The sequence below is a fragment of the Ruegeria sp. P8 genome (assembly GCF_056534665.1).
In genome coordinates this window covers 12,134-32,201 of the sequence record NZ_JBQERC010000001.1, presented here as the reverse complement: position 1 = coordinate 32,201, position 20,068 = coordinate 12,134, and the positions used below count along the sequence as shown (strand labels likewise).

Below are 20,068 nucleotides of genomic sequence, written 5' to 3'. Positions count from 1 at the left end.
TGAGTTAGTAAGAAATCCTCTATATATGATATTCAGGGCTTCATTCCAGCAAAAAAACTGCTGTATTCCAATTGACCATAGACCACACAATAGGCAAATTGATTGGTAATTTCTTGAGGGCTCTCGTAGCTCTCAAGAAACGGTGGAGATGGAGGGACTCGAACCCTCGGGGCGTTGGATAGGAAGCCGCACCCCGCACCATGCCATCCCCTGCATTGGCTCCTCGACCCGGTCGGGGAGCCAATCTTTACAATTTATCGAAATCATCATTTTGAGTTATCGACTCAGTATACTGCATACCGCTCTGTGATTCCCTGTGCTGAAAGAGGTATCCAGACTAACACCCACTACACCTTGATGAAAGCCAATCCTGAGCTACAATGGATAGATAGCCAATGGACGACTCTGTGGGAAAGTTGTGGATAAGTACGTGAACCTCATCAAACTTTCGGTTGGTTCGGAAAGCGTGGACTCTCTGATCGCGTGGCAGGACAGCCGAATGCCGCTTTATGAGGACGGATATCCGCGCCACGTAACCCGCATGTGGCCCAAACGTGATGCCGAGATTCTGAATGGCGGATCAATCTATTGGGTCATCAAGGGTGTCGTACAGTGCCGTCAGCGTATTCTGCGCCTGGACGAGGTGACCGGCGAGGACGGTATCCGCCGCTGCGCCATCGTTCTCGACCCTAACGTACATCGGACCCAGAACGCCTTGAAACGCCCGTTTCAGGGGTGGCGATACCTGAAGCCCGAAGATACACCAGCCGACTTGCCGAAAGGGCGCGCGCAGGACGACGCCCTGCCCGATGACCTCAACCGCGCCCTAGCGGATATCGGTGTGCTGTAATTACCGCAGCCGATCCAGCAATTCCGTCAGAACCGCCTTATCCGCCGCGTCGACCTTTGCAACCCGGCTGCGCCACAATGTGGCCTGCGATTGCAGGATCAGACCGTCCGACAGGATCTTGAGGTGGTTTGCCCGCAGGGTTTCACCGGAGGAGGTGATATCAGCAATTGCCTCGGCTGTTTCGTTCATGACCGTACCTTCGGTCGCCCCCTGGCTGTCGACCAGAGTGTAGTCGGCCACGCCCGCGTCGGTCAGGAACTCCCGCACCAGTCGGTGATATTTGGTGGCGATCCGCAGCCGGTGGCCGTGAGTGTTGCGAAATGCTGCTGCCGCCGCATCGAGATCGTCCAGCGTGTCCACATCGACCCAGCAGGCGGGTGTGGCAATGATCAGATCGGCTTTGCCAAAGCCCAGCTGCGCAATCTCTTCGACCTGCTGTTCCCAGCGCGGAAGTTTTTCTTGCACCAGATCGATGCCGGTGACGCCCAGATGAATACGGCCCGACGCAAGTTCGCGCGGAATCTCACCCGCCGACAACAGAACCAGCGAGACGCCGTCAATCCCGTCGACCCTACCCGCATATTCCCGGTCCGAGCCGTTGCGGGACAGCACGATGCCATGTTTTTCGAACCATGAAACGGTCTTTTCCATCAACCGGCCCTTCGAGGGCACGCCCAGTTTCACACTCATAGCACGGCCTCCTCGATTTCAAGCATCAGGTCCGGGCGGATCACTCCGCCGATCGCGGGGATTTCGGCCCCATCCCCCAAACGGCGCGTCAGCGCATCATAGCGCCCACCGGTGGCGACAGGCGGCAGGTCGGGACGGCCTTCGGCGTAGAACCCAAAGACAAACCCGTCGTAATATTCCATCGATGTCCGGCCATAAGACGCTTCGAAATCCAGCCGGGCGACGTCGACGCCACGCGCTTGCAGGGCTGCGATCCGCGCCTCCAATCGGTCCAGCGCCGGGGTGATCTGCGGCAGATCCACTGCCACATCCCTCAGCTGTTCCAACGCGAAGGGCATGGTTTCACGCACATTCAGCAGCGTTTCCAACCCGGCCAGCTCATTGTCAGAGATCGGCGGCGCAGCGCGATCTTCGCGCAGGGCTTTGATCCGGTCGGCAATCTCGGGCGCGCGACGCTTGCCGATCATCGGAACATTAACCGCCATCGGGTCGTCCGCGTCCAAAAGCGCGTCACGGCCTTCGGGCCCCGGTTTACGCCCTGCAAACCGGTCCAGCAGCGCACGAAACCGGCGCGGCCGCCACAGGTGCCGCATCAGCGCGGCCTTGCGGCGGTCTGTGGTCCGAAGCCCTTCGACAGCCGCGGTTAGGATACCGATATCCCCGGTCGCTGCGCGCAGAGGCAGCCCGCGCAGTTGCATTGCCATCAGCGAAAACACTTCGGCATCGGCACCAGCGGGATCATCGCGGTCAAAAACCTCGTACCCCACCTGAATATATTCGTTCGAACGGTCCGGGTCGTGTTCCTGACGGCGGAACACCTCACCTGAATAGGTATAGCGCGCTGGCTCGGCCCCGTCCCGCATGTGCATCTGAACAACAGGCAGGGTGAAATCCGGGCGCAGCATCTGCTCGCCCCGCAGCGCGTCCGAGGTGACGTAGGCACGGGCGCGGATATCCTCGCCATAGAGGTCCAGCAACATTTCAGCGGGTTGCAACAGAGGCGTATCCACCACCTGCGCGCCCGCAGCCTCGAACCGGACACGCATCATCGCGGCACGGGCCTGTATCTGGGAACGGTTGGGCATGGGTCAGTCCTGACTGTCCAGAATTTCACGCACTTTCGCGACCAGATCAGCGCGCGATACTTCGAACTGGCTGGGGCGTTCTTTCCATTCCTCCAGCGTGGCGCTTTCGGCGATCTTGGCCCCAAGGATCAGGTCCTTGATCTGCACGATGCCTTTTGCCTTTTCGTCCCCGCCTTCGATCACCGCAACCGGAGAGTTGCGCTTGTCCGCGTATTTCAACTGATTGCCAAAGTTCTTGGGATTGCCCAGATACACTTCGGCCCGGATGCCCGCGTTGCGCAGCTCGGCCACCATCGCCTGATAATCGGCCATCCGGTCGCGATCCATGACGGTGACGACCACGGGGCCTTTGGCCTGGGCGCTGATCCGGCCCTTTTCGCGCAGCGCGGCCAGCAACCGATCGACGCCGATGGACACGCCGGTCGCGGGCACTTCCTGCCCGGTGAACCGCTTGACCAGATCGTCATAACGCCCGCCCCCCGCGACCGAGCCGAACTGCCGCTTGCGGCCTTTCTCGTCGAAAATTTCGAACGTCAGTTCGGCCTCGTAGACCGGACCGGTGTAATAGCCCAGGCCACGGACGACGGAGGGGTCGATCTCGATCCGATCCGCTTCGTATCGACCTGCATCGAGCAACTCAGCGATTTGTTCCAACTCTCTAATACCTTGGTTTCCAACAATAGAGGCTCCTACCGCTGATCGCAGATTTTGTAGAGTTTTTGCTGTGTCGTCGCTTCTAGAGGTAAGAAAGGCAATGACGGGCTCAGCTTGCATTTCAGTCAAGCCAACACCGTTAATATAAGCGCCGGAAGCATCCTCGCGCCCAGTAGTCAGAAGCTCGCGAACACCCGCCTCGCCGACTTTGTCAAATTTATCAATCGTACGAAGTACGGCGTCCTTCTTTTCCGAGCCACTCACTGCTCTTCGTAGAAGTGTATCCGCAACAAAATCTGCTTCGCCGAACACACTTTCCAGCACACCGTTCAAAACCTTCCGGTTATTCACCCGGATGATGTAGTCGCCGCGCGGGATGCCAACCTCTTCCAGCGTGTCAGCCAGCATTGCACAGATCTCGGCATCAGCAGCCATCGAGGCGGTTCCGACCGTATCCGCATCGCACTGATAGAACTGCCGAAAGCGCCCCGGCCCCGGCTTTTCGTTGCGCCAGACCGGACCCATTGCATAGCGGCGGTAAGGCGTCGGCAGGTCGTTGCGGTGCTGGGCGTAAACCCGGGCCAGTGGCGCGGTCAGGTCATAGCGCAGGGCCATCCAGTCGCCATTTCCGCCCTCGTCAAACTCCTGCCACGCAAAGACGCCTTCGTTCGGGCGGTCCACGTCGGGCAGGAACTTGCCCAGCGCCTCGACGGTTTCCACCGCGCTGCTTTCCAGCGCGTCAAAACCGTACCGATGATAGACACCCGCAATCGTCCTCAGCATCTCGGTGCGCTGCGTGACTTCCTCGCCGAAATAGTCACGGAACCCTTTCGGCGTTTCGGCCTTGGGGCGGGGCTGTTTCTTGGGCTTGGCCATGTGGGGCGTCCTTGGGAGTGTACCTGTTCCGCGCGCGGTCTATCCCATGGCCCGCATCTGGGCAAGGCGCGCTTTCTCTGGCCAAGGCGTCACAGGGTCGCTATGTGCAGCCTGAAAGACAGGAGCATCCCATGCAGCAACTGGAAGAACAGATTGCCCATCTGACCCGCACGGTTGACGATCTGAACGCGATTGTCACCCGGCAACAGGCCGAGATTGACCGGCTGACCCGCCGTGTCGAGATGCTGCTGCACCGCGAGGCCGAGCGCGCACAGGAAGGGTCAGGCGGCGTTGTCCTTGGTGACGAACGCCCGCCACATTACTGAAAGCTTACAGCCCCAGCGTTGATTTCACCGCATCGTCGACGACGCCACCCAGCAGGGCGTTTTCATCCCCGGCGCAGCCGTCTTTCAGAGCCGCCACAAATGTTTCGCGCAGCGTGGCCTTTTCCTCGTCCGAACTGGCATGAGCTTCGAGGTCGATCTGACGGTTATAAAGTGACAACGCCGTCATCTTGCCGACCACGTCCACAATGTATTCTTCATTCCCGTCAGCCTCTTCGATGACCGACGCGCATGTGTGATACATGAGCGGCAGCGCCGCTTGCACCATCTGTTCGGCGTCCTCGTCCGCAAGGGCAAAACCGGGCCCTGTAAGCAGCGCGGCGGTTGTGATCACTTTCATCGCGTTCAAACGCATCATCCCGCCCTCGCTTATTTCGAGTTCGCGCCAATCAGCGCCCCAACAATTGCCCCAGCGGCAGCGCCTTTGCCGTCGCCGATCAAGGCCCCGACCCCGGCCCCGATCACAGCACCTTTGATCGTGTTCTCTTTCTTCTTGTCGTCCGCAAGCGTGGCTGTCGCCGAAACCAAAGCCAGCGATGCCGCCGCCCCCAATGCAATCGTTCTGAAATTGAGACCTGCAATCGTCATATCAACGCCCTCCCGTGGCATGATCAGAAGACATATTTGCAAGGTCAGCCTAGCGGTGCGCTAACTGTCTGGCAACAAAGCGGTGTCAGATCTCTTCGACAGTCATCACGCCTTCCAGCGATTTGATCGCGCCCTTGATCTGGGGATTGATCGGGAACACACACCCCAAGTCGATTTCGACGTCGCCGGGCAGGCCTGGGTCCAGCAACAGCAGTTGGATAGGGCCGCGGGCCGCACCCTTGGCGGCGGTTGCGGCTTCTTCAAGAACCGTTGCAATCGTTGGCACCGCCCGCGCTTCGTCGACAAAGATGCGCAGTCCCGTCGCCCCGGCTTCGGCCACCACAGAATCCGCTGGACCAACCGAACGACCCAGCAGCTTGAGCTGATCGGACTCCATCGTCGCCTCGACGGTCAGAACCACCTGAGCGCCGGTTTCCAGAAACTCGCGGCATTTCTCCAGCGTGTCGGAAAACAGCGTGACCTCATAAGCGCCGGTCGGGTCCGAAAGCTGGGCAAAGGCGAACCGGTTGCCCTTGGCCGATTTCCGTTCCTGCCGCCCGGCAACCACTCCGGCCATCTTGGCAATCAGCGGGCCAGAACGGGCTTTCTCGGTCACCTCGTCCAGCGTCAGAACCTGTTTACGCTTCAAGGCCGGCATATAGTCATCCAGCGGATGACCAGAGAGGTAGAAGCCGATGGCCTTGAACTCTTCGCTCAGACGTTCAGCCGGCAGCCAGTCGGGGGTCGGCGACAGGCGTGGTTCGGGCAGGTCATCTCCGGCCTCGCCAAACAGCGACACCTGGTTCGAATTCTTCTGTTCATGGATCGCGGCCGAATACTGCACCAGTGCATCAAGGCTTTCGAAAACGCGGCGGCGGTTCCGGTCCAGCTCATCAAAGGCTCCGGCGCGGGCCAGCATCTCAAGCGGGCGTTTGCCCACTTTCTTCAAATCCACGCGGCGGGCGAAATCGAACAGGTTGACAAATGGCTTGTCCGCGCGACCCGCAACGATCAGATTCATCGCCTCGACACCCACATTCTTGAGCGCGCCCAGCGCATAGACCAGATGTCCGTTATCAACATCGAACGTGGCCTGAGAGCGGTTCACACAAGGTGGAATATACGGCAGTTCCAGCCCTTTTCGGACCTCTTCGAAATAAATCGCCAGCTTGTCGGTCAGATGAATATCGCAATTCATGACACCCGCCATGAATTCGACCGGATGGTTCGCCTTCAACCAACCGGTTTGATAGCTGACCACCGCATAGGCGGCGGCGTGGGATTTGTTAAAGCCGTAATTGGCGAATTTTTCCAGCAGGTCGAAGACTTCGCTGGCTTTCTTGGCATCCACCCCGTTTTCTGCCGCGCCTTTTTCGAACTTGGGGCGTTCGGCATCCATCGCCTCTTTGATCTTTTTACCCATCGCGCGGCGCAGCAGGTCCGCGCCGCCAAGGGAATACCCGGCCATGACCTGCGCAATCTGCATCACCTGTTCCTGATAGACGATAATGCCTTGAGTTTCCTCAAGAATGTGGTCGATCAGCGGATGAACAGATGTGATCTCGCGCAGCCCGTTCTTGACCTCGCAATAGGTCGGGATGTTTTCCATCGGGCCGGGGCGGTAGAGCGCCACAAGGGCCACGATATCCTCGATGCAGGTGGGTTTCATGCGCTTGAGCGCGTCCATCATGCCCGAGCTTTCCACCTGGAACACCGCGACCGTCTTGGCCGCTGAATAGAGCTTATACGTCGCCTCGTCATCCAGCGGGATGGCGTTGATCTGGTTCTCGGCCCCCTCGGCAGGTTCGTAAAGCTCGGTGCCATCGGCGGCGATATGCAGCTTCCGTCCGGACTTGAAGATCAGGTCCATCGCGTTCTGGATCACGGTCAGGGTTTTCAGACCCAGAAAGTCGAACTTTACCAGCCCGGCCTGTTCCACCCATTTCATGTTGAATTGGGTCGCAGGCATGTCGGATCGCGGGTCCTGATAGATCGGCACCAGCGCGTCCAGAGGCCGGTCGCCAATCACAACCCCAGCCGCGTGGGTCGAGGCGTTGCGCAGCAGCCCTTCGACCTGCTGGCCGTATGTCAGCAGACGATCCACCACCTCTTCGTTGCGCGCTTCTTCCCGCAGGCGCGGCTCGTCCTTCAGGGCTTTTTCGATGGAAACCGGTTTTACCCCTTCCACAGGGATCATCTTGGACAGACGGTCCACCTGCCCGTAAGGCATTTGCAGCACCCGCCCGATATCGCGTACGGCGGCCTTGGACAGCAAGGCACCAAAAGTGATGATCTGCCCCACCTTGTCGCGCCCGTATTTCTGCTGCACGTAACGGATCACCTCTTCTCGGCGATCCATGCAGAAGTCGATATCGAAGTCGGGCATCGAAACCCGTTCGGGATTCAGGAACCGTTCAAACAGCAGGCTATAACGCAGCGGGTCGAGGTCGGTAATTGTCAGCGCATAAGCCACCAGCGAGCCCGCACCCGATCCCCGCCCCGGTCCAACCGGAATATCGTGATCCTTGGCCCATTGGATAAAGTCGGCAACGATCAGGAAGTAACCAGGAAAGCCCATGCCTTCGATGATGCCAAGTTCGAAATCCAACCGCTCCTGATACTCCTCGGGCGTCACCGCATGGGGGATTACCGCCAAACGTTTCTGCAAGCCTTCATTCGCGATGCGGCGCAGTTCAGCGACCTCGTCATCGGCGAATTTCGGCAGGATGGGATCGCGGCGATAAGCCATAAAGGCGCAACGCCGCGCGATCTCGACCGTGTTCTCAATGGCCTCGGGCAGATCAGCGAACAGCGTCACCATTTCCTGCTGCGACTTGAAATAATGCTGCGCGGTCAGGCGGCGGCGACCTTCCTGCTGGTCGACATAAGCCCCTTCGGCGATACAGATCAGCGCATCATGGGCCTCGTACATATCCGAGGTCGGGAAATAGACGTCATTGGTGGCAACCAGCGGCAGGTTCTTGGCATAGGCCATCTCGATATGGCCGCGCTCGGTCTGGCGTTCGGCCTCTGGTTGGCCGTCCTCGCCCGGATGACGCTGGAGTTCGATATACAGACGATCCGGAAAGATCGCGGCCAGCCGATCCACCAGTGCCTCGGCCGCCGGACGTTGCCCCTGTTGCAACAGGCGGCCCACCGGCCCGTCAGGCCCTCCGGACAGGCAGATCAGCCCGTCGGCGCGGTCCGCAAGCTCGTCCAGCGTGACCTGCGGCAACTGCCCGCCCTTGTCCACGTAAAGGCACGTGCTCAGCTTCATCAGGTTCTCGTACCCCGCCTCGGACTGTGCCAGCAGAACAAGCGGCGCGGGCGATTTTTGTTTTTCCCCCGGTTGCGACTGCACATAAGTCAGATCAACCTGACATCCCATGATCGGCTGGACACCGGCCTGACTGGCTGTCACCGAAAATTCCAGCGCTGAAAACATGGAATTCGTGTCAGTCACCGCAACGGCAGGCATCCCCATCTTCTCGCACAGGGCAGGCAGTTTTTTCAGCCGCACAGCCCCTTCCAGAAGGGAATATTCGGTGTGAACACGAAGGTGAATGAATCGGGGGGTACTGCTCATGAACGGCAGGCTACCCTAGCCGCGAGGCATGCAAAAGCCGGAACCTGCGCCGTTGTTTGGCAAAATAATCGTTTTCGATTATTCGGATTTTCCAGAAGGTGCTTCGGAAAGCGGTATCTTCACTGACAAAAAAACGCTTTAGTTTCAAGCAACTGATATTTACACAGGGTGCGCAAATCCACGCCATTTGGCTGTAATGATGCATCATACAGGCAGTTTTTCTTGCCAGATCACGCATGCTGTTTCTAACATCCATTGGCAAGCTATCCGCCCGCCACTCTTTCTACGTCGCATCGAAGGAGGGCACCACCAGGGCGCAACCGGGTAAGGCGACGGGTTTCTCGAATGGACATCACGTTTCTTCTGAACGGAGAGACAGTGGAGCTGACGGATATCAATCCGACGGCCACTCTGCTGGATTGGCTGCGTGAAGATCGTGGCCTGACCGGCACCAAGGAAGGCTGCAACGAAGGCGATTGCGGTGCCTGCACTGTCATGGTGACGGATGCGGGTGGCGCAAAGGCCCTGAACTCGTGCATCCTGTTCTTGCCGCAGTTGCATGGCAAGGCGGTTCGAACCGTCGAAGGCGCCAGCAGCCCCGATGGCGAGGTCCATCCGGTTCAGCAGGCCATGGTTGACTTACACGGGTCGCAATGCGGCTTTTGCACACCCGGTTTTGTCATGTCGATGGTGGCCGGCCACACCAATGGCGCGACGGATCACGATACACAGCTTGCCGGTAATCTGTGCCGTTGCACGGGTTACGCTCCCATTATTCGCGCAGCTGAAGCGGCTGAGAAGCAGCCCGTGCCTATCTGGGTCAAAGACAAGCCTGTCGCAACGCCCGCTGCCTCACCCATGCTGCCGGGCTCGTCCGACGCGCTGGCTGCTGTGTATGCCGAGAACCCGAATGCCACTTTGGTCGCGGGCGCAACTGATGTTGGGCTTTGGGTGACCAAGCAACTGCGCGATCTTGATCCGGTGATCTTCCTGAACCGCTGTGACGATCTGAAAGAGATCACGATCACCGACGAAGATATTCGTTTCGGTGCCATGGTCGATATGAACCGCATGGGCGAAGCCTTGGCGGACATTCACCCATCGTATGCCGAAATGATCCGGCGCTATGCCAGTGTTCAGGTCCGTCACGCGGCCACTGTGGGTGGCAACATCGCCAATGGCTCACCAATCGGAGACAACCCGCCCGCGCTCATCGCATTGGGTGCGACGCTGCACCTGCGCAAAGGTGATGAACGCCGGTCAGTCCTGCTGGAAGACTTCTTCATCGATTACGGCAAACAGGACCGCGCGCCGGGTGAGTTTGTCGAAGCCGTCAGCTTCCCGCGTCAGGCGGACCGGTTGAAATGCTACAAGCTGAGCAAACGGTTCGATCAGGATATCTCGGCCGTGTGCGGATGTTTCAACATTACCATTTCAGACGGACGGGTGGCGGCTGCGCGCATCGCGTTTGGCGGTATGGCTGGCATTCCGAAACGGGCAACCCATGTCGAGGCCGCGTTGATCGGCAAACCGTGGGCGCGCGAGGCGATTGACGCCGCTCTACCCGCTTTTGCCGACGATTATTCACCGCTTACGGATATGCGCGCCTCGGCCACGTACAGGCTTGAGACCGCCAAAGCGATGCTGGAACGGTACTTCCTTGAGGATCAGGGCCAAGTGACCAACGTGCTGGAGGTATCGGCATGAGCGTAACCAAACCCCTTCCCCATGACGCGGCACCGCTACACGTATCCGGTTCCGCCCGATATGTGGACGACATCCCGACGCCAAAGGGCACATTGCATCTGGCCTTTGGCCTGAGCCCGATCGCCAAGGGCACGATTACCGCGATGGACCTGTCTGCCGTGAAAGCGGCACCCGGGGTCGTCAGGGTCATGACGGCACAGGACCTGCCCTTTGCCAACGATGTTTCGCCCTCGATCCATGACGAGCCTTTGCTATCCGACGGGACGGTTCACTATATCGGCCAGCCTGTTTTCCTGGTGGTTGCCACCAGCCATCTGGCCGCCCGCAAGGCGGTTCGGTTGGGCAAGATCGACTATGCCGAGGAAACACCGATCCTGACGGTTGAAGAAGCTCTGGCCGCAGACAGCCGATTTGAAGACGGGCCCCGCATCTATGCCAAGGGCGATGCGGACGCCGCGATTGAAAGCGCCGCCCACGTCATCGACGGGACGTTCGAGATCGGCGGTCAGGAGCATTTCTATCTGGAAGGTCAGGCTGCGCTTGCCGTGCCGAATGAAGGCGGCGACATGCTGGTCCACAGCTCGACCCAGCACCCGACCGAGATACAGCACAAGGTGGCGGACGCTCTGGGCCTGCCCATGCATGCGATCCGCGTCGAAACCCGGCGCATGGGTGGCGGGTTCGGCGGCAAGGAAAGCCAGGGGAATGCGCTGGCCGTTGCCTGCGCAGTGGCTGCACGGGCGACCGGCAAAGCCTGCAAAATGCGCTATGACCGCGATGATGACATGATCATCACCGGCAAACGCCACGCCTTCCGGATTTCCTATCGCGCGGGATTTGACGAACAGGGTCACATTCAGGGCGTGTCCTTTCTGCAATACGCAATCTGCGGCTGGGCGCAGGACCTGTCCCTGCCCGTCGCCGACCGTGCGATGCTGCATTCTGACAATGCATACCTGTTGCCCAATGCCCGGATTGAAAGCCATCGGTTGAAGACCAACACGCAGTCAGCCACCGCCTATCGCGGGTTTGGTGGCCCGCAGGGGATGGTTGCCATCGAACGTGTGATGGACCACGCCGCGCATGAACTTGGGCTGGACCCGGTGGAATTGCGCCGTCGCAACTATTACGAGCCCGCGCATAAGGTTGCCGAAGTCCAACCTCACGAAAAACCGCTGGGTCATCCCGACCCGCACGAAGACCTGACCAGCCGTGGCGCGGTGGAAACAGGGACGGCCCCGGTCCGCCCCCTGCCCGCTGGTGGCAACACGACGCCCTACGGCATGGAGGTCAGCGATTTCGAACTGCATGGCATGACCGAAGCGCTGATGAAGTCCAGCAACTATGCCGCGCGCAAAGCGGCCATCGAGAAATGGAATGCCGAAAACAGCGTGATCAAGAAGGGCATCGCCTTTTCTCCGGTCAAGTTCGGCATTTCCTTCACACTGACCCATCTGAACCAGGCCGGTGCGCTGGTGCATGTGTATCAGGATGGTTCGGTGCACCTGAATCATGGTGGCACCGAGATGGGTCAGGGCCTGTTCCAGAAGGTCGCACAAGTGGCCGCGTCGCGTTTTGGCATCCCGCTTGAGATGGTCAAGATCACCGCCACGGATACAGCCAAAGTGCCGAATACGTCAGCCACGGCGGCGTCTTCGGGCAGCGATCTGAACGGCATGGCAGTGAAAGCGGCCTGCGATACGATCCGCGACCGGATGGCCGATTATCTGGCTGAACGGCATCAGGCCGACCCTTCTGCGGTCACTTTCACGGATGGCCACGTTTCGGTTGGTGAAGAACGGTACACGTTCGCCGAAGCTGCCGCACTGGCCTATCAGGGTCGCATAAGCCTGTCGGCCACCGGCTTTTATAAAACGCCCAAGATCGAATGGGACCGGATCGCGGGGCGCGGTCGCCCGTTTTACTATTTCGCCTATGGTGCTTCGGTCACCGAGGTGGCTGTGGACACATTGACGGGCGAGAACCGCATTCTGCGCACAGATATCCTGCATGACGCGGGCGCTTCGCTGAACCCGGCGCTGGATGTCGGACAGGTCGAAGGCGGTTACGTGCAAGGTGCGGGCTGGCTGACGACCGAGGAACTGGTCTGGGACGAAAACGGCAACCTGCGCACGCATGCGCCCTCAACCTACAAGATCCCGGCCTGTTCCGACCGGCCCGACATATTCAACGTCGCACTTTGGGATGGCGAGAACCGAGAGGACACCATCTATCGCTCGAAAGCCGTGGGGGAACCCCCATTCATGCTGGGAATATCGGCCTGGCTGGCGCTTTCGAATGCGGTGGCGGCCTGCGGGGACACTTATCCGGCACTCAACGCGCCCGCCACCGCCGAAGAGGTCTGGCGCGGCGTCCAGAGGATGAAGGGAGGCATCTGATGGGATTTGACCTTGAGGCTTTGAGGGAGGCGGTCAAAACCCACGACAAAGTGGTCCGGGTGGTCATCGCCGGGATCAAAGGGTCGTCTCCACGCGAAGTTGGTGCCGCCATGCTGGTCTGGGACGGCGGGCAAAGCGGCACAATCGGCGGCGGAACTCTGGAATACCAGGCAGCAAATGCCGCGCGGTTGCAAACCACGCCAACCCGCCTGACGCATCATGCGCTTGGACCCGAGTTGGGGCAATGCTGCGGCGGTGCCGTGTCGTTGCTGAGCGAGGTTTACGACGCAAAGACCGTCAATGATCTGGACGATGCGGTCATCGCGCGCCCGACCAAGGATGGCGCGATGCCCCTGTCGGTCAAGCGAATGCTGGCGACGGCGCGCGGACAGGGGATTGCGCCCGAACCGCAGCTGATTGACGGCTGGATGGTTGAACCCGTTCACAAGCCCACGCGCAATCTGTGGATCTGGGGCGCGGGCCATGTCGGCCGGGCGCTGGTGGATGTGCTGTCCCCGCTTCCTGATCTTGCAATAACCTGGGTGGATACCAGCCGTCAGCGCTTTCCGGCCGCTGTGCCAGCGGGCGTGACAATTGTTCCGACGGCAAAACCGGCCGAGCTGGTCCGCCATGCCCCATGTGACGCTGAACATCTTGTGCTTACATACTCGCATAGCCTTGACTTTGAACTGTGCAACAGACTGCTTTTGCACGATTTTGGCTTTGCGGGGCTGATTGGCTCGGCTACGAAATGGGCGCGATTCCGGTCGCGGCTGGCCGCCCTTGGACATCCGCCTGAACGGATAAGCCGGATCACCTGCCCGATCGGTGACCCGTCGATAGGGAAGCATCCACATATGATCGCCGTGGGCGTCGCTGCACAATTGCTGCGCCCGGCCCTGCAAAACAAGTTGAAGAAGGACCTGAGCGCGTGACCATTCCACTTTTGAGCTTGCAAGGGCTGACCAAAGCCTACCCCGGTGTTGTGGCCAATGATCAGGTGTCCTTTGACATCGGCGAAGGCGAAGTACACGCGCTGCTGGGTGAAAACGGCGCGGGGAAATCCACGCTGGTAAAAATGATCTATGGGCTTGTGAAGCCGGACAGCGGCACCATGAAACTGCGCGGCAATCCGTTTGCGCCGCCCGAACCCCGCGCGGCCCGTGCGGATGGGATCGCGATGGTGTTCCAGCATTTTTCGCTGTTTGACGCGCTGAACGTGGCCGAGAATATCGCACTGGGGATGGAGAATCCGCCCCCGATGGGGGATCTGGCATCGCGCATTCGCGAAGTTTCGGAAACATATGGCCTTCCGCTGGACCCGTTTCGCACGGTTGGCGACCTGTCCGCAGGCGAACGCCAGCGGGTCGAGATCATCCGCTGCCTGTTGCAGGACCCCAAGCTGCTGATCATGGACGAACCGACCTCGGTTCTGACCCCGCAGGAGGTCGATATCCTGTTTGAGACGCTGAACAAGCTACGCTCCGAGGGAACCTCGATCCTGTATATCTCGCATAAACTGGAGGAAATCCGAACGCTATGCGACCATGCTACGATCCTGCGTCTGGGCAAGAACGTGGGCGAATGTGTCCCCGCTGAAACCTCGGCGCGTGACATGGCCGAGATGATGGTCGGGTCAACCTTGCAGACGCCCGAACGCTCGGGCCGGGAACTGGGCGAGGTCGCGCTGGATGTCAGCGGGCTGTCAGTCCCCTCGCCTTCGGAATTCGGCACCGCATTGCGCAATGTGCACATGACGGTCCGCAAGGGCGAGGTTCTGGGCGTCGGCGGTGTTGCCGGAAACGGGCAGGATGAATTGCTGGGCGTGCTGTCCGGGGAAATCCTGACATCGGCGGATGCAATCAAGTTCAACGGTCAGGCGATCGGCAAGCTCGGCCCGACAGCGCGCCGTAAGCTGGGCGTTCTGACCGCGCCCGAGGAACGGTTAGGCCACGCAGCGGCACCCGACATGAGCCTGACCGAAAACGCTTTGCTGACCGGATCTGTGCGGGAAGGGCTTGAGAAAAATGGCTTCTTGAAATGGACCGAAACTCGGAGTTTTGCCGAAAAGATCATCGAAGCCTTCGACGTTCGCACGCCCGGGCCCGAAAACGCAGCGCGGTCCTTGTCCGGCGGCAATCTGCAGAAATTCGTGATTGGACGCGAAGTGCTGCAAAACCCTGATGTGTTGGTGGTAAACCAGCCGACCTGGGGGGTGGATGCCGCGGCGGCCGCGTCGATCCGGCAAGCCATACTCGATCTTGCGGCGAAAGGCACAGCGGTGATCTGCATCTCGCAGGATCTGGATGAGCTGATGGAAATCTCGGACAGTTTTGCAGCCTTGAACGAAGGCAGACTAAGCGCACCGCGCCCGACAACCGGCCTGACCGTGGATGAGATTGGCCTGATGATGGGCGGCGCCCATGGCATGGAGGTGGCACATGTGTGATCTGCTAGGCCGCCTTCGGCGAGAGTATTTGCGAAAAGATGAAACATCTGGGGGGATGAGCAGATGATTGTGTTGGAGAAACGGCCACAGCCGTCCAGGGCCTGGTCTTACGCGACCCCCCTTGTGGCGGTGCTGGCGACAATGGTGTTTGGCGGGTTGCTGTTTGCCATCTTGGGAAAAAATCCGGTCGAAGCCATCGGTACCATCTTCTGGGAGCCGCTGTTTGGCGAGTTCGCATTCTATTACCGCCCTCAATTGCTGGTCAAAGGCGCGCCCCTAGTGCTGATCGCAATCGGATTGTCGCTGGGTTTTCGGGCCGGTATCTGGAATATCGGGGCCGAAGGACAATACATCATGGGCGCCATATTCGGCGCGGGCGCAGGTCTGGCCTTCTATCCGCTCGACGCCTGGTACATCTTCCCGATCATGGTGGTCGCAGGCGCATTTGGCGGGTGGCTGTGGGCAACGATCCCGGCCTTGCTGAAGGTGCGTTTCGGCACCAACGAAATCCTTGTGTCGCTAATGCTGGTCTACGTGGCCGAGCAGATGCTGGCCTCGGTCTCGCTGGGTCTTCTCAAAAACCCCGAAGGGTTCGGCTTTCCCGGATCGCGCAACCTGCAATCCTATGAAAGCGCGCATAATGCCGAGCTGATTGCCGGTTCCGGGATGCATTGGGGTGTTGTCGCGGCCTTCATCGCGGTGATCTTTGCCTATGTATTGCTGAACCGTCACATGCTGGGCTTCCATATCCGTCTGACGGGTGAGGCCCCCCGCGCCGCGAAGTTTGCAGGTGTGAACCCGGCGCGGCTGATCCTGTTCTGCCTTGGGATTTCGGGCGCCTTGGCCGGGCTGGCCGGGATGTTCGAGGTGTCCGGCCCGTCCGGTCAGATCAGCATCGATTTCAATGTGGGCTATGGCTTTACCGCGATCATCGTCGCCTTTCTGGGCCGCCTGCATCCGGTGGGTATCCTGTTGGCCGGGGGCCTGATGGCGCTGACCTATATTGGCGGCGAAATCGCACAATCGCAGCTGGGCCTGCCTGCCGCAGCCATTCAGGTGTTTCAGGGAATGCTGCTGTTTTTCCTGCTGGCCTTCGATCTTTTGACAAACTTCCGCATCCGTGCGGCGCGTAGCGAGGTGGCGTGATCATGGACCTTGGTCAAATCAATCCCGTTCTTCTGGTTGCCTCGCTTATGGTGGCGGCAACCCCCCTTCTGCTGGCCGCGATCGGAGAGCTTGTCGTGGAAAAGGCAGGCGTTCTGAACCTTGGTGTCGAGGGCATGATGATCGTTGGAGCGATCAGCGGTTTTGCGATCTCGGTCGAAACCGGCTCGCCCTGGCTGGGCTTTGTTGCTGCCGCCATTGGCGGGGCCGTGCTGTCGCTGCTGTTCGTCCTGCTGACACAGTTTGCGTTGGCCAACCAGGTTGCCAGCGGCCTTGCGCTGACCCTGTTTGGACTGGGGTTCAGCGCCTTGATGGGGCAAAGCTATGTGGGCGTCAAACCCCCCAGCATGGGCGATATCCACATCCCTTTGATCAGCGATATTCCGGTCATCGGCCCTATCCTGTTTCGGCACGACCCCATCCTTTATCTGGGCATTGCGCTGACCGCTGTGGTCTGGGCCGTCCTGAAGTACACCCGCGTCGGGTTGATCCTGCGGGCGGTTGGTGAAAACCATGATGCCGCCCATGCGCTTGGCTACAAGGTCATCAAGATCCGCATCATGGCGATCCTGTTCGGCGGGGCCTGCGCGGGCCTGGGTGGGGCTTACATCAGCCTGATCCGTGTGCCGCAATGGACCGAGGGCATGACCGCAGGTGTCGGCTGGATCGCGCTGGCGCTGGTGGTGTTTGCCAGCTGGAAACCATGGCGGGTCCTGCTGGGTGCATATTTGTTCGGCGGCATTACCGTCTTACAGCTTAATTTGCAGGCAGCGGGCGTTGCCATTCCCGTCGAGTATCTGGCAATGTCACCCTATCTCATCACGATCCTTGTGCTTGTGATCCTTTCGGCCGACAAGAGCAGCGCACCTGCCTCACTGGGCCGGACCTTCCACGCCTCACACTAGGGGCCAACTGAACCAACTTGGGGAGTAACTACATGAAATTCAAATCACTTCTGACAACTGCCGCGATAGCGCTTGGTCTTGCGACCGGTGCAGTGGCACAAGACAAAACCAAGGTCGGTTTTGTTTATGTCGGCCCTGTCGGCGACGGCGGCTGGACCTATGAACACAACAAAGGCCGTTTGGCGATCGAAGAAGAGTTCGGCGACAAGGTCGAGACTGTATTCGTTGAATCAGTACCCGAAGGCCCCGACGCCGAGCGCGTGATGACCCAGATGGCGCTGGAAGGCGCGGATCTGATCTTTACCACCTCGTTCGGCTATATGGATCCAACCATCAATGTGGCCAAGAAATTCCCGAACGTGAAGTTCGAGCACGCGACCGGCTACAAGACCGCCGACAACGTCTCGGTCTATTCAGCGCGTTTCTACGAAGGCCGCGCGGTTCAGGGGCATATCGCGGGTAGAATGACCGAATCGAACATCATCGGCTATATCGGGTCCTACCCGATCCCCGAAGTGATCCGCGGTATCAACTCGGCCTATATCCACGCCAAGAAAGCGAACCCGGATGTACAGTTCAAGATCGTCTGGGCCTATACATGGTTCGACCCGGCGAAAGAGGCTGACGCTGCATCGGTTCTGATCGAACAGGGCGCCGACGTGATCCTGCAGCACACTGACTCGACCGCACCGCAGGCCGCCGCACAAGAGGCGGGCAACGTGATCACCTTCGGTCAGGCTTCGGATATGAGCGAATACGCCCCCAAACCGCGTGTTTCCTCGATCATCGACAACTGGGGACCCTATTACATTGCGCGCACGCGAGCTGTGATGGACGGCACCTGGACCTCGTCCAATACCTGGGACGGTATCGGGCCGGGCATGGTAGAAATCGGTGAGATTTCGGATGCAGTTCCTGCGGACATCAAAGAAGAGGCACTGGCCCTGAAGGCGGCGCTGGCCGATGGCAGCTATCATGCCTTTACCGGACCGCTGAAGAAGCAGGACGGCAGCGACTGGCTGGCCGAGGGCGAAGTGGCCGACGACGGTACGCTGGCTGGCATGAACTTCTATGTCGAAGGGCTGGAAGGCGATATCCCGCAGTAAACGACGCGGGTAGAAATGCATCAAGGCCCGCAGGTTTGCGGGCCTTTTTTCGTGGCGTTTTCGCTTTGGTCACATTACCGGATGACCGGGATGCTACGGCCGCGAAGACCTACGGAACCATTAAGCCCTGTCCTGTGTTCGCCATCCAATCAGGCTAAGGCACGCAAACACGATCGCGGCAACGCAGACGATCGAAGGCCCTGCCGGAGTGTCGAAAACATACGCAGCCCTTAACCCCGTGATGGCTGAAAGCGCGCCTATTCCCGCTGCGATCAAGGCCATCGTTTCTGGTGACCGCGCAAGGTTACGCGCCGCTGCCGCCGGAATGATCAGCATTGCGGCGATCAGCAAAACACCCACAACCTTGATCGCCACCGCCACGGTCACGGCAAGAGACAGGGTCAGGATCAGTTGCTCTCGTCTTGGATCGAATCCGCTGGCGTAAGCCAGTTCTTCGTTCAATGTCGCGGTCAGAAGTTGCGCCCAACGCCAGACAATCAGCGCCACGACAAGCGCCGCACCGCCCCAGATCACGATCAGATCAGAACGGGAGACCGCCAGAATATCCCCAAACAGATACGCCATAAGGTCAATCCGGACACCGGACAGGAATGAAACTGCAACCAGCCCGAAGGCCAACGCAGAATGTGCCAGAACGCCCAGCAGCGTGTCCATCGCATATCCGCGACCGGCCAAAAGCGAAACGGTCAGCGCCATGACCAAAGCGACAGCCAACGCGCCCGTGAAGATCGACATCTGAAACGTCAGGGACAGGGCCACGCCCAAAATTGCGGCATGTGCGGTTGCATCGCCGAAATACGCCATGCGACGCCATACGACAAAACACCCAAGGGGGGCCGCGGCAACCGCCACGCCAATACCGGCGAGCGTTGCCCGCATCATGAAATCATCCAGCATTATTCCGCCGCTTCCTGTGTACTCGCATCATGGTCATGATCATGATGGTGATCATGTTCATGACGATAAAGGGCAAGCGCACCGCCTGTTCCGGTTCCGAACAAGGCCCGATATTCGGGCGCCGAGGCGACCACAGCCGGCGATCCTTCGCAACAGACATGCCCATTGAGGCATATCACCCGGTCCGACGCACTCATGACCACGTGCAGTTCGTGGCTGATCATCAGAATGGCGCATCCGGTCTCGCGCCGGACAGCCTCGATCTGCTGGTAAAAGCTGGCCGATCCCCGTTGGTCCAAACCCTGTGTCGCTTCGTCCAGCAACAATATGTCCGGGCGGTTGATCAAAGCTCTGGCCAGCAGCACCCGCTGGAACTGTCCGCCGGAAAGCTGCGACATCTGGCGTTTCAACAGATCCGGCACACCCGCCGATTCAAGCGCCTCGACACATTGCCTGCGCGACACAGGATCGGTCAGACGCATGAACCGTTCAACGGAAATCGGCAAAGTCGGATCGACATGCAGCTTCTGCGGCACATACCCGATTTTCAATCCGGGCTTCAGTGACACTTGACCGGCACAAGGCCGTGTCGCACCGATAATGGCGCGCAGCAGGCTGGTCTTGCCTGATCCGTTCGGGCCAACGATGGTCACGATTTCACCCGGTTCAATGACCATATCCACATGATGCAGCACGGTATGCGCGCCATAGCGGACGCTGAGTTTCTCGACAGTGATCAGGGCCATC

General features: G+C 59.5%; 17 protein-coding genes. 9 read left to right on the top strand and 8 right to left on the bottom strand.

Features of this window, described 5'->3' with window-relative positions; translation table 11 throughout:
- Window positions 1–418: 418 nt before the first annotated feature.
- Window positions 419–850: a DUF1489 family protein gene (locus ACR0BZ_RS00140; protein ID WP_480912257.1), complete on the top strand. Its 432-nt coding sequence runs from the start codon at window positions 419–421 to the stop codon at window positions 848–850.
- Here the strand turns inward: ACR0BZ_RS00140 and hisG are convergent, their stop codons facing one another.
- From hisG to hisS, 3 genes are read right to left on the bottom strand one after another with little or no spacing between them, the layout of a single operon-like run.
- Window positions 851–1,540, bottom strand: coding sequence for an ATP phosphoribosyltransferase (gene hisG / locus ACR0BZ_RS00135; RefSeq protein WP_267363646.1), 690 nt, complete (start codon window positions 1,538–1,540; stop codon window positions 851–853).
- Window positions 1,537–2,625 carry an ATP phosphoribosyltransferase regulatory subunit gene (locus tag ACR0BZ_RS00130; protein WP_480919135.1) on the bottom strand — a complete coding sequence of 363 codons (1,089 nt, stop codon included), beginning with the start codon at window positions 2,623–2,625 and terminating at the stop codon, window positions 1,537–1,539. Before ACR0BZ_RS00130 ends, hisG begins: the two co-directional genes overlap by 4 nt.
- A gap of 3 nt (window positions 2,626–2,628) precedes the next feature.
- Entirely contained in the window at window positions 2,629–4,155 is a 1,527-nt protein-coding gene (hisS, locus tag ACR0BZ_RS00125; RefSeq protein ID WP_480919134.1) for a histidine--tRNA ligase, read from the bottom strand.
- A 131-nt stretch (window positions 4,156–4,286) separates the two neighbouring features.
- Between hisS and ACR0BZ_RS00120 the strand changes: the two genes are divergently transcribed.
- Window positions 4,287–4,481: a SlyX family protein gene (locus ACR0BZ_RS00120; RefSeq protein WP_480919133.1), complete on the top strand. Its 195-nt coding sequence runs from the start codon at window positions 4,287–4,289 to the stop codon at window positions 4,479–4,481.
- Window positions 4,482–4,485: 4 nt separating this feature from the next.
- Here the strand turns inward: ACR0BZ_RS00120 and ACR0BZ_RS00115 are convergent, their stop codons facing one another.
- From ACR0BZ_RS00115 to dnaE, 3 genes are all read right to left on the bottom strand, one after another.
- Entirely contained in the window at window positions 4,486–4,857 is a 372-nt protein-coding gene (locus ACR0BZ_RS00115) for a hypothetical protein (protein WP_480919132.1), read from the bottom strand.
- 11 nt (window positions 4,858–4,868) lie between these two features.
- Window positions 4,869–5,087, bottom strand: a complete 219-nt coding sequence (locus ACR0BZ_RS00110) for a hypothetical protein (protein ID WP_209504828.1) — start codon at window positions 5,085–5,087, stop codon at window positions 4,869–4,871.
- An 85-nt stretch (window positions 5,088–5,172) separates the two neighbouring features.
- The gene (gene dnaE / locus ACR0BZ_RS00105; protein ID WP_480919131.1) at window positions 5,173–8,673 is read right to left on the bottom strand and encodes a DNA polymerase III subunit alpha; all 3,501 of its coding nucleotides are present in this window, start codon (window positions 8,671–8,673) and stop codon (window positions 5,173–5,175) included.
- Between the two features lie 345 nt (window positions 8,674–9,018).
- Here dnaE and xdhA point away from each other — a divergent pair, with 345 nt between their 5' ends.
- The 7 genes from xdhA to ACR0BZ_RS00070 all read left to right on the top strand — a co-directional run bounded on the left by xdhA (window position 9,019) and on the right by ACR0BZ_RS00070 (window position 18,403).
- The gene (xdhA, locus tag ACR0BZ_RS00100) at window positions 9,019–10,380 is read left to right on the top strand and encodes a xanthine dehydrogenase small subunit (protein WP_480919130.1); all 1,362 of its coding nucleotides are present in this window, start codon (window positions 9,019–9,021) and stop codon (window positions 10,378–10,380) included.
- On the top strand, window positions 10,377–12,779 hold the full coding sequence (xdhB, locus tag ACR0BZ_RS00095) for a xanthine dehydrogenase molybdopterin binding subunit (RefSeq protein ID WP_480919129.1): 2,403 nt from the start codon (window positions 10,377–10,379) through the stop codon (window positions 12,777–12,779). The genes xdhA and xdhB overlap by 4 nt, the downstream gene beginning before the upstream one ends.
- Complete coding sequence (gene xdhC / locus ACR0BZ_RS00090) at window positions 12,779–13,714, top strand: xanthine dehydrogenase accessory protein XdhC (RefSeq protein WP_480919128.1); 936 nt, start codon at window positions 12,779–12,781, stop codon at window positions 13,712–13,714. Before xdhB ends, xdhC begins: the two co-directional genes overlap by 1 nt.
- Window positions 13,711–15,228, top strand: a complete 1,518-nt coding sequence (locus ACR0BZ_RS00085; RefSeq protein ID WP_480919127.1) for an ABC transporter ATP-binding protein — start codon at window positions 13,711–13,713, stop codon at window positions 15,226–15,228. Before xdhC ends, ACR0BZ_RS00085 begins: the two co-directional genes overlap by 4 nt.
- Window positions 15,229–15,291: 63 nt before the next feature.
- Window positions 15,292–16,374, top strand: coding sequence for an ABC transporter permease (locus tag ACR0BZ_RS00080; RefSeq protein ID WP_267363631.1), 1,083 nt, complete (start codon window positions 15,292–15,294; stop codon window positions 16,372–16,374).
- 2 nt (window positions 16,375–16,376) lie between these two features.
- Window positions 16,377–17,297, top strand: a complete 921-nt coding sequence (locus ACR0BZ_RS00075) for an ABC transporter permease (protein ID WP_209598075.1) — start codon at window positions 16,377–16,379, stop codon at window positions 17,295–17,297.
- Window positions 17,298–17,329: 32 nt separating this feature from the next.
- A complete protein-coding gene (locus ACR0BZ_RS00070) occupies window positions 17,330–18,403 on the top strand; it encodes a BMP family ABC transporter substrate-binding protein (protein ID WP_480488997.1) in 1,074 nt (357 codons plus the stop codon).
- Window positions 18,404–18,523: 120 nt separating this feature from the next.
- Here the strand turns inward: ACR0BZ_RS00070 and ACR0BZ_RS00065 are convergent, their stop codons facing one another.
- Window positions 18,524–19,321, bottom strand: coding sequence for a metal ABC transporter permease (locus ACR0BZ_RS00065; protein ID WP_480919126.1), 798 nt, complete (start codon window positions 19,319–19,321; stop codon window positions 18,524–18,526).
- Window positions 19,321–20,067, bottom strand: a complete 747-nt coding sequence (locus tag ACR0BZ_RS00060) for a metal ABC transporter ATP-binding protein (protein WP_480484830.1) — start codon at window positions 20,065–20,067, stop codon at window positions 19,321–19,323. Before ACR0BZ_RS00060 ends, ACR0BZ_RS00065 begins: the two co-directional genes overlap by 1 nt.
- Window position 20,068 lies beyond the last annotated feature (1 nt).

Coding starts and splice junctions, on each gene's coding strand:
- ACR0BZ_RS00080 (WP_267363631.1), top strand. CDS start 15,292: ATGATTGTGTTGGAGAAACGGCCACAGCCGTCCAGGGCCTGGTCTTAC.
- dnaE (WP_480919131.1), bottom strand. CDS start 8,673: ATGAGCAGTACCCCCCGATTCATTCACCTTCGTGTTCACACCGAATAT.
- xdhC (WP_480919128.1), top strand. CDS start 12,779: ATGGGATTTGACCTTGAGGCTTTGAGGGAGGCGGTCAAAACCCACGAC.
- ACR0BZ_RS00075 (WP_209598075.1), top strand. CDS start 16,377: ATGGACCTTGGTCAAATCAATCCCGTTCTTCTGGTTGCCTCGCTTATG.
- ACR0BZ_RS00120 (WP_480919133.1), top strand. CDS start 4,287: ATGCAGCAACTGGAAGAACAGATTGCCCATCTGACCCGCACGGTTGAC.
- ACR0BZ_RS00065 (WP_480919126.1), bottom strand. CDS start 19,321: ATGCTGGATGATTTCATGATGCGGGCAACGCTCGCCGGTATTGGCGTG.
- hisG (WP_267363646.1), bottom strand. CDS start 1,540: ATGAGTGTGAAACTGGGCGTGCCCTCGAAGGGCCGGTTGATGGAAAAG.
- ACR0BZ_RS00060 (WP_480484830.1), bottom strand. CDS start 20,067: ATGGCCCTGATCACTGTCGAGAAACTCAGCGTCCGCTATGGCGCGCAT.
- ACR0BZ_RS00110 (WP_209504828.1), bottom strand. CDS start 5,087: ATGACGATTGCAGGTCTCAATTTCAGAACGATTGCATTGGGGGCGGCG.
- xdhA (WP_480919130.1), top strand. CDS start 9,019: ATGGACATCACGTTTCTTCTGAACGGAGAGACAGTGGAGCTGACGGAT.
- hisS (WP_480919134.1), bottom strand. CDS start 4,155: ATGGCCAAGCCCAAGAAACAGCCCCGCCCCAAGGCCGAAACGCCGAAA.
- xdhB (WP_480919129.1), top strand. CDS start 10,377: ATGAGCGTAACCAAACCCCTTCCCCATGACGCGGCACCGCTACACGTA.
- ACR0BZ_RS00130 (WP_480919135.1), bottom strand. CDS start 2,625: ATGCCCAACCGTTCCCAGATACAGGCCCGTGCCGCGATGATGCGTGTC.
- ACR0BZ_RS00115 (WP_480919132.1), bottom strand. CDS start 4,857: ATGATGCGTTTGAACGCGATGAAAGTGATCACAACCGCCGCGCTGCTT.
- ACR0BZ_RS00070 (WP_480488997.1), top strand. CDS start 17,330: ATGAAATTCAAATCACTTCTGACAACTGCCGCGATAGCGCTTGGTCTT.